Below are 8,633 nucleotides of genomic sequence, written 5' to 3'. Positions count from 1 at the left end.
ACGTCGAGGTCGGCCAGCAGCTGATGGAAGGCTCCGCGGACCCGCACGAAGTGCTGCGTGTCCAGGGCCCCCGCGAGGTGCAGATCCACCTCGTCAAGGAGGTCCAGGAGGTCTACCGCGCTCAGGGTGTGTCGATTCACGACAAGCACATCGAGGTGATCGTCCGGCAGATGCTGCGGCGCGTCACGATCATCGATTCGGGCGCGACGGAGTTCCTGCCCGGCTCGCTGACCGAGCGCGGCGAGTTCGAGTCGGAGAACCGTCGGGTGGTGGCCGAGGGCAACGAGCCCGCGGCCGGTCGCCCGGTGCTGATGGGCATCACGAAGGCATCGCTGGCCACGGATTCGTGGCTGTCGGCGGCGTCGTTCCAGGAGACCACTCGCGTGCTGACCGATGCGGCGATCAACTGCCGCAGCGACAAGCTGCAGGGTCTGAAGGAGAACGTGATCATCGGCAAGCTGATCCCGGCCGGTACCGGCATCAACCGGTACCGCAACATCCAGGTGCAGCCGACCGAGGAGGCGCGGGCCGCCGCGTACACGATCCCGTCCTACGAGGATCAGTACTACAGCCCCGACTTCGGCCAGGCCACCGGAGCCGCGGTTCCGCTGGACGACTACGGCTACAGCGACTACCGCTAAGTCACGTCACGAGAAAGCCCCCGGTTCACCCCGGGGGCTTTTTCGTACGCCGCTGATGGCAGATCGCCTCGGCCAGTATCGCCAGTCCCGGGCCGACGAGCTCGTCGAGTACGACGCGTCGGCGGTGACCCCCGGCAGCAGTGCCAGTGCGGGCCCGCTGATCTCGGGACCTTGCCCGATCGACAGATCGAGGTCCGTCGCGGGGCCGAGCGCGCGGCGGATGTCCTCGCCGTGCACGACTTCTTCGACGATCCGAATGTCGAGAGGCGCGGGCGGTGTCGACGTTCGGGACGCCACCTGACGCAGCCGCTCCAGGGTGGGCAGCGACGTCGTGCACCGTCCACCCGTCACATAACGAGGGCCGAATCCACTGCGCATCGTCGAGATCTTCCAGGTTCTCGATCAACGCCTGGCGCCACGGAACTCATCGACCGAAGTGTCCGGGCGCATCACTAGACTGGCCGCGTGCTCATTGGTTCGCACGTCCATCAAGACGACCCCATCGCAGCAGCGGAGGCCGACGGCGCCGACGTGGTGCAGTTCTTCCTCGGCAACCCGCAGAGCTGGAAGAAGCCCAAGCCGCGCGACGACGCCGAGACGCTGAAGGCGGCCAGCATGCCGCTCTACGTGCACGCGCCGTATCTGATCAACGTGGCATCGGCGAACAACCGCGTGCGCATCCCGTCGCGCAAGATCCTGCAGGACACCTGCGACGCGGCAGCCGAAATCAACGCCACCGCGGTGATCGTGCACGGCGGTCACGCCGACGACAACGACATGGATGCCGGCTTCGAACGGTGGGTCAAGGCGATCAAATACCTGGAAACAGACGTCCCGGTCTACCTAGAGAACACGGCAGGCGGAGACCACGCGATGGCCCGCCACTTCGACACCATCGGGCGGCTGTGGGACCACATCGGTGACACCGGCATCGGGTTCTGTCTGGACACCTGCCACGCCTGGGCGGCGGGCGAGGCGCTGATCGACGCCGTCGACCGCATCAAGGCGCTCACCGGCCGCATCGACCTGGTGCACTGCAACGACTCCAGAGATGCGGCGGGCTCAGGCGCCGACAGGCACGCCAACTTCGGCACCGGCCAGATCGACCCTGACCTGCTGGTCGCCGTCGTCACCGCCGCCGGTGCGCCTGTTATCTGCGAGACCTCCGACGAGGGCCGCAAGGACGACATCGCCTTCCTGCGCGAACACATCAGCTAGACGGTTTGATAACCGAACGCCATCAAAACGACAGATGGCGCTGCGGTTAACTAGGCTAATCGCCGGGTAACACGGTTGTCCGAGGGCGAGAGGCTGATGTGTCCGCAATTGACGATGCGCCAATTGTTGCGACGCGCGTCGAGGACCACCCTGTCGCGACCCGCGGGCGATGGTTGAGGATCGTCCGCTGGGTTGCCATCGCCGTCTGGGCCGGGGTCGTGATCTACCGGACCGCGACAGACGGCTTCGCGTTCAACCGCGAACTTGTGCTTCTCTATATCTGCACCGGCCTGGCTGCGGCCAGCATCGGGCAGGGCCGCCGCATGCTCTACGTCATCCGGGACTGGCTGCCGTTCGCGCTGGTGCTGGTCGCCTACGACCTGACAAGGGGAGCCGCCGATTTCATCGGACGGCCCACGATGTGGCACTGGCAGGTCAACGCGGACCGCTGGCTGTTCTTCGGGACGATGCCGACGGTCTGGTTGCAGGAACACATCAAGCTGCCGAATCCGCCGTGGTGGGAAGTCGTCCTCAGCACCGTCTACATGTCGTTCTTCGTGCTCCCGTATGTCGTGGCAGGGGTGTTGTGGCTGCGCGACCGCGATGAGTGGAAGGCGTTCGTCAAGCTGTTCGTCGTGCTGTCCTTCGCGGCCCTGGTCATCTACGCACTTCTGCCCGCAGCGCCGCCCTGGGCCGCCGCCCGTTGCACCGCCGCCGATGTCGAGGGCGGGCCGTCCGGTCCGGGCTGCATGTTCCGTTCGCCGCGAGGCGTTCCCGACGGCGGCCTGCTCGGCGCGATGCAAACCACGCAGGACGGCGCCAACGGCTGGATCGAGCGGATTGTCGGGCGCGGGTGGGGCAAGTTGAATCTGCACACCGCCAGCGCCTTGCTGGACCAAGGCCAGGCCAGCGTCAATCTGGTGGCCGCAGTACCTTCTCTGCACGCGGGCATGACCCTCGCGATCTCGGTGTTCCTCTGGAACCGCGTGAGTCGCGGCTGGCGGCCAGTGCTGGCCGCTTACGTGATCGTCATGGCCTTCACGTTGGTCTACACGGCCGAACATTTCGTGATCGACATTCTTCTGGGTTGGGCGCTGGCCGCGGTCGTGATGTTCGCGATGGAGTGGTTCACGTCGCGTCGGGCAACACAGCCGCAGGAAGAGGCGGAGATTTCGCCGAGCGCGGCTGCAATTTCGTGATGTGATCCCTGCGTGCAGGTCGACTCACGCGGTTTCAAGATCGATTACATCGTGGACGGGGATGGGCCGCCGTTGGTCCTCGTGGCCGGAACTCTGTGCGCCGCCCGCCAATGGATCGACTACGGATACGCCGCGGCGCTGACTCGGCACTGGCGTGTCATCAACATCGACCCGCTCGGGCACGGCAACAGCGATACGCCGCACGACGCCGATTCCTACGAGGCCGCAGGTGTGACAGCCGATCTCATCGCAGTGTTGGACGCCGAGGGGATGGACAGCGCCACTGTCTGGGGTTATTCGCGCGGGGGTTGGCTGGCGTGCAATATGGCCAGCCGCTACCCCGACCGAGTGGACCGCCTCGTCGTCGGCGCCTACGCGATGCACGCGCACGAGGAGGAGGCCGGCCGGATGCTGACACCGCTGGCCGGCTTCTTGCGGGAAGGAAACTGGGCCGGCCTCTGGGAGAAGTTCGGCATCACCGACCGCGACTTCCAGACGATGATGGAAACGACCAATGACGCGCTCGCGGTTGCGGCGGCCATCGATGGTTCGAAACGACCTACGCGGTTTGTCGAGCCCGCTTCAATCGCTTGTCCTGCAACCTATTACGTCGGTTCCAAGGACTGGATAGTGCCGCATGTCCGCGCCGACGTCGAGGCTCTGGGTGCGACCATCGACATCATCGACGGGCAGGACCATCTCGGGTCGTTCTTCGCGTCGGCCGAGCCGGTGCTGTCGGCGGTGACCGGGCGCCTCGCGCGTTGACATGCCTGCAAGCTCCGCGATGATGACGACAGCGGCCGCTACCATTCCCGCATGACCGACAGCGAAGAAGCGCCGCAATCTCAGTCCCATGCGAAGGCCCCGGCAACCTCGTCAGGGGGAAGTGCCCGCTGGGTAGCGGTGCTGTCGCTGATCATCGCGTTGGCCGCCGGCGGTGTCGCGGCGTGGGCCGTGGTGCTGGCTTGGCCGCAGAAAGAGGACACGGCCGCCCCAACCGCGGAGTCGAAGCAGAAGGTGTGTGCGGCCTTCGACACGGTGAGCAAGGCGGTTCAGCTGCAGACCCACGCCGATCTCGGACCGGACCCCGTCGCGCAGACCGCGGTGGCAAGCAACGCCAGGCTGTCGCTGATCGGCGGCGGCGAGTACCTGTTGAGTCGGCTCGACGACCAGACGCCGCCGGATCTGGCCGAGGCCGCCCGGTTGTTCGGGAACAACCTCGAAGACATCGGGCTCAACGCGCTGGCGGGCGCGACCAATGACGACCCACAGCAGGCGGCCCGGCTGACCGCTGGTGAGGACGGCAGGAACAAGCTCGCCGAGCTGTGTAAGTAGGTAACTGCCGCGAGGCAGCTTCAACGCGAGATCGTTACGGATCTTGTGCGGCTGTCGTGAAACTGTAATATCGTCGGCATGGCAGATACGCACGTCGTGACCAACCAGGTCCCACCGCTGGAGGACTTCAACCCGGCGTCCTCGCCGGTACTGACCGAAGCGCTCATCCGCGAGGGTGGCGAGTGGGGACTCGACGAGGTCGCCGAACTCGGCGCCTTGTCCGGCAGCGTCCAGGCGCAGCGCTGGGGTGAGCTGGCCGACCGCAACCAGCCGATCCTGCACACCCACGACCGCTACGGCCATCGCGTCGACGAGGTGGAGTACGACCCCGCCTACCACGAGCTGATGAAGGTCGCGATCGGCCACGGCCTGCACGCCGCGCCATGGGCCGACGACCGGCCCGGCGCCCACGTCGTGCGCGCCGCCAAGACGTCGGTGTGGACGGCCGAACCCGGCCACATCTGTCCCATCTCGATGACCTACGCCGTCGTTCCGGCGCTGCGCTTCAACAAAGAGCTCGCCGACCTTTATGAGCCGCTGTTGACCAGCCGCTCCTACGATCCCGAGCTGAAAGTGCCTGCTGCCAAGGTCGGCATCACCGCGGGCATGTCGATGACCGAGAAACAGGGCGGGTCCGACGTCCGTGCGGGCACCACCCAGGCCACGCCCAACGCCGACGGCAGCTACAGCCTGACCGGGCACAAGTGGTTCACGTCAGCGCCCATGTGCGACGTCTTCCTGGTGCTGGCACAGGCCCCTGGCGGTCTGTCGTGTTTCTTCCTGCCCCGGATTTTGCCCGACGGCAGCCGCAACCGAATGTTTATGCAGCGCCTCAAGGAGAAGCTCGGCAACCATGCCAACGCGTCGTCGGAGGTGGAATACGACGGTGCCACCGCGTGGCTGGTCGGCGAGGAGGGCCGCGGTGTGCCGACCATCATCGAGATGGTCAACCTCACCCGGCTGGACTGCACGCTGGGCAGCGCGACGAGCATGCGCACCGGTCTGACGCGTGCCATCCAGCACGCGCAGCATCGAAAGGCATTCGGCGCCTACCTGATTGACCAACCGCTGATGCGCAACGTGCTCGCCGACCTTGCGGTGGAGGCCGAAGCCGCGACCGTCCTTGCGATGCGGATGGCGGGCGCCACCGACCGCGTCGTGCGTGGGGACGAGCGCGAGGCGCTGTTCCGCCGCATCGGGCTTGCGGCGAGCAAGTACTGGGTGTGCAAGCGCGCGACCGGGCACGCCGCCGAGGCGATGGAATGCCTCGGCGGCAACGGTTACGTCGAGGAGTCCGGCATGCCGCGGCTGTATCGCGAGGCCCCGCTGATGGGCATCTGGGAGGGTTCCGGCAACGTCAGCGCGCTGGACACGTTGCGGGCCATGGCAACCCGGCCCGAGAGCATCGAAGTGCTGTTCGACGAGCTCGCCAAGAGCGCGGGCCAGGATCCGCGGCTGGACGCCCACATCGACGGGCTCAAGCCGCAATTCGATGACCTCGAGAGCATCCAGTACCGAGCCCGCAAAGTCACCGAAGACATCGCGATTGCGCTGCAGGGCTCGCTGCTGGTGCGGCACGGCCATCCCGCCGTCGCCGAAGCGTTCCTGGCCACCCGAATGGACGGCCAATGGGGCGGCGCCTACGGAACCATGCCGGCAGGGCTGGATCTCGCGCCGATCCTCGAGCGCGTCCTGGTCAAAGGATGACGGCCTCTTTCGGCGAACGCCTTTCCGCCGAGCAGACGCAAAAGTACCCGGAAACGACTCTTTTGAGGGACTTTTGCGTTCCCCTACTGGCGTGTGGGCCCAGCTCGCCCTGGGAAGGGGACCCCGGATGACCCACGCGATCAGGCCGGTCGATTTCGGCAACCTGAAGACGATGACCTATGAGGTCACCGATCGGGTGGCCCGAATCACGTTCAACCGTCCCGAAAAAGGCAACGCGATCATCGCCGACACCCCGCTGGAGCTCTCTGCACTCGTCGAGCGGGCCGACCTTGACCCAGCTGTCCACGTCATCCTGGTGTCGGGCCGAGGGGAGGGATTCTGCGCAGGCTTCGACCTGTCTGCCTACGCCGAGGGATCGTCGTCGGCAGGCGGCGGCAACCCGTACGCGGGCACCGTGCTGTCCGGCAAGACGCAGGCGATCAACCACCTGCCCGATCAGCCGTGGGATCCGATGATCGACTATCAGATGATGAGCCGCTTCGTCCGCGGCTTCTCCAGCCTGATGCATTGTGACAAGCCCACCGTGGTCAAGATCCACGGTTACTGCGTGGCCGGTGGCACCGACATCGCGTTGCACGCAGACCAGGTGATCGCCGCGGCGGACGCCAAGATCGGTTACCCGCCGATGCGGGTGTGGGGCGTGCCCGCCGCAGGGTTGTGGGCCCACCGGCTCGGCGACCAGCGCGCGAAACGCCTTCTGTTCACCGGTGATTGCATCAGCGGTGCACAGGCGGCGGACTGGGGTCTCGCAGTGGAGGCACCGGAACCAGCCGACCTCGACGAGCGGACCGAACGCCTCGTCGGCCGCATCGCCGCAATGCCGGTCAATCAGCTGATCATGGCGAAGCTTGCGCTCAACACCGCGCTGCTGCAGCAGGGTGTCGCCACCAGCCGGATGGTGAGCACCGTTTTCGACGGCGTCGCGCGGCACACTCCCGGAGGGCACGCATTCGTCGCCGAGGCCCGTGATCACGGGTTCCGCGACGCGGTGAAGAGCCGCGACGAACCGTTCGGCGACGCGGGCCGTAGGACGTCCGGGGTCTGACCGGTGGCCACGCTCAGCCGGATGACGGCACGCTCAGTCGTGTTGAGTGTGTTGCTCGGTGCACATCCAGCGTGGGCGACTGCAGCCGAACTCGTCCATCTCACTGCGGATTTCGACATCAAAGAAGCCACGCTGCGGGTCGCTCTCACCCGGATGGTCAGCGCGGGGGACCTGGTGCGCTCCGAGGACGGCTACCGGTTGTCAGACCGGCTGCTCGCCCGGCAGAAACGTCAGGACGACGCTATCAACCCGTCGTTGACGTCCTGGGACGGTTCATGGACGACGTTGGTGATCACCAGCGTCGGGATCGATGCTCGTATCCGTGCCTCGCTGCGGGCGACGTTGCAGCAGAACAGGTTCGCCGAGTTGCGCGAAGGAGTCTGGCTGCGTCCAGACAACGTCGAGATCTCGATGCCGGACGAGGTGCTGGCCCGCGGGCGGACATTGCGCAGCTACGACGACAGTCCCGCCGAGCTGGCAGCCCAGTTGTGGGACCTGCCGGCGTGGGCGAGCGTCGGCAGTCGGCTCCTCGACGACATGTCCGCGGCCACCGACGTGCCCGGCCGTTTTGTTGCAGCCGCGGGGATGGTGCGTCATTTGCTGACCGACCCGGTGTTGCCGGACGAGTTGTTGCCCGACGGCTGGCCCGGTGCCGCGCTGCGGCATTCATACGCACAATTCGCCACCGAACTGGTGGCCAGACGAAACGAGTACGAACTGATGGAGATTCGATGAGCGTGCGAGTCGAGCGCAACGGCCCCGTCACCACTGTCATCATGAACCGGCCCGAGGCCCGCAATGCCGTCAACGGCCCGGCCGCGGCTGAATTGTTCGCCGCCTTCGACGAGTTCGACAACGACGATTCGGCATCGGTCGCGGTGCTCTGGGGCGACAACGAAACGTTCTGCGCCGGTGCTGATCTGAAGGCGTTCGGCACACCGGACGTCAACCCCGCGCACCGGACCGGGCCAGGCCCGATGGGACCCACTCGAATGGTGTTGTCCAAGCCGGTGATCGCCGCCGTCAGCGGCTACGCGGTGGCCGGCGGGCTGGAGCTCGCGTTGTGGTGCGACCTTCGAGTGGTGGAGGAGGACGCGATCATGGGGGTCTTCTGCCGGCGCTGGGGCGTCCCACTGATCGACGGCGGTACGGTGCGGCTGCCGCGCCTCATCGGCCACAGCCGCGCGATGGACATGATCCTGACCGGTCGCGGCGTCGATGCCGCCGAAGCCCTCGCGATGGGTTTGGCCAACCGCGTCGTGCCGAAGCGCCAGGCGCGGGAGAAGGCCGAGCAGCTCGCCGCCGACCTGGCCTCCCTGCCACAGCAGTGCATGCGAGCGGACCGGACGTCTGCGCTCCGTCAGTGGGGAGTATCTGAAGCGGACGCCATGGATTTCGAGTTCGGCAGCCTGTCGCGCGTGGCGGCCGAATCTCTGGAAGGCGCGCAGCGGTTTTCGAAGGGAGCCG

8 protein-coding genes and 2 pseudogenes are annotated in these 8,633 nt (G+C 66.5%); 9 read left to right on the top strand and 1 reads right to left on the bottom strand.

Annotation, left to right across the window (positions count from 1 at the left end):
• Positions 1-641, top strand: a pseudogene (locus tag QOJ24_RS06320) (DNA-directed RNA polymerase subunit beta'); the annotation flags it as partial.
• 178 nt (positions 642-819) lie between these two features.
• Here the strand turns inward: QOJ24_RS06320 and QOJ24_RS06315 are convergent.
• Positions 820-1,047 (bottom strand): annotated as a pseudogene (locus QOJ24_RS06315) (maleylpyruvate isomerase N-terminal domain-containing protein); the annotation flags it as partial.
• Positions 1,048-1,106: 59 nt separating this feature from the next.
• Here QOJ24_RS06315 and QOJ24_RS06310 point away from each other — a divergent pair.
• From QOJ24_RS06310 to QOJ24_RS06275, 8 genes are all read left to right on the top strand, one after another.
• Positions 1,107-1,859, top strand: coding sequence for a deoxyribonuclease IV (locus QOJ24_RS06310; RefSeq protein WP_526260132.1), 753 nt, complete (start codon positions 1,107-1,109; stop codon positions 1,857-1,859).
• 98 nt (positions 1,860-1,957) lie between these two features.
• Positions 1,958-3,058, top strand: coding sequence for a phosphatase PAP2 family protein (locus tag QOJ24_RS06305; protein WP_526260131.1), 1,101 nt, complete (start codon positions 1,958-1,960; stop codon positions 3,056-3,058).
• Positions 3,059-3,070: 12 nt separating this feature from the next.
• Entirely contained in the window at positions 3,071-3,823 is a 753-nt protein-coding gene (locus QOJ24_RS06300) for an alpha/beta fold hydrolase (RefSeq protein WP_526260130.1), read from the top strand.
• A 51-nt stretch (positions 3,824-3,874) separates the two neighbouring features.
• The gene (locus QOJ24_RS06295) at positions 3,875-4,393 is read left to right on the top strand and encodes a hypothetical protein (protein WP_526260129.1); all 519 of its coding nucleotides are present in this window, start codon (positions 3,875-3,877) and stop codon (positions 4,391-4,393) included.
• 78 nt (positions 4,394-4,471) lie between these two features.
• Complete coding sequence (locus tag QOJ24_RS06290; RefSeq protein ID WP_526260128.1) at positions 4,472-6,100, top strand: acyl-CoA dehydrogenase family protein; 1,629 nt, start codon at positions 4,472-4,474, stop codon at positions 6,098-6,100.
• 127 nt (positions 6,101-6,227) lie between these two features.
• Positions 6,228-7,166: an enoyl-CoA hydratase/isomerase family protein gene (locus QOJ24_RS06285; protein WP_526260127.1), complete on the top strand. Its 939-nt coding sequence runs from the start codon at positions 6,228-6,230 to the stop codon at positions 7,164-7,166.
• Between the two features lie 21 nt (positions 7,167-7,187).
• Positions 7,188-7,901 (top strand): PaaX family transcriptional regulator C-terminal domain-containing protein, encoded by a 714-nt coding sequence (locus QOJ24_RS06280; RefSeq protein ID WP_526260126.1) that lies wholly within the window; start codon positions 7,188-7,190, stop codon positions 7,899-7,901.
• The coding region (locus QOJ24_RS06275; RefSeq protein WP_526260125.1) for a crotonase/enoyl-CoA hydratase family protein at positions 7,898-8,633 on the top strand (736 nt) is incomplete at its 3' end. The genes QOJ24_RS06280 and QOJ24_RS06275, both read left to right, overlap by 4 nt.

Source organism: Mycobacterium sp. (genome assembly GCF_032159775.1).
Taxonomy (GTDB): Bacteria; Actinomycetota; Actinomycetes; order Mycobacteriales; family Mycobacteriaceae; genus Mycobacterium.
The sequence above is the reverse complement of the archived record's forward strand: the minus strand, read 5'-3'. Positions and strand labels throughout refer to the sequence as shown.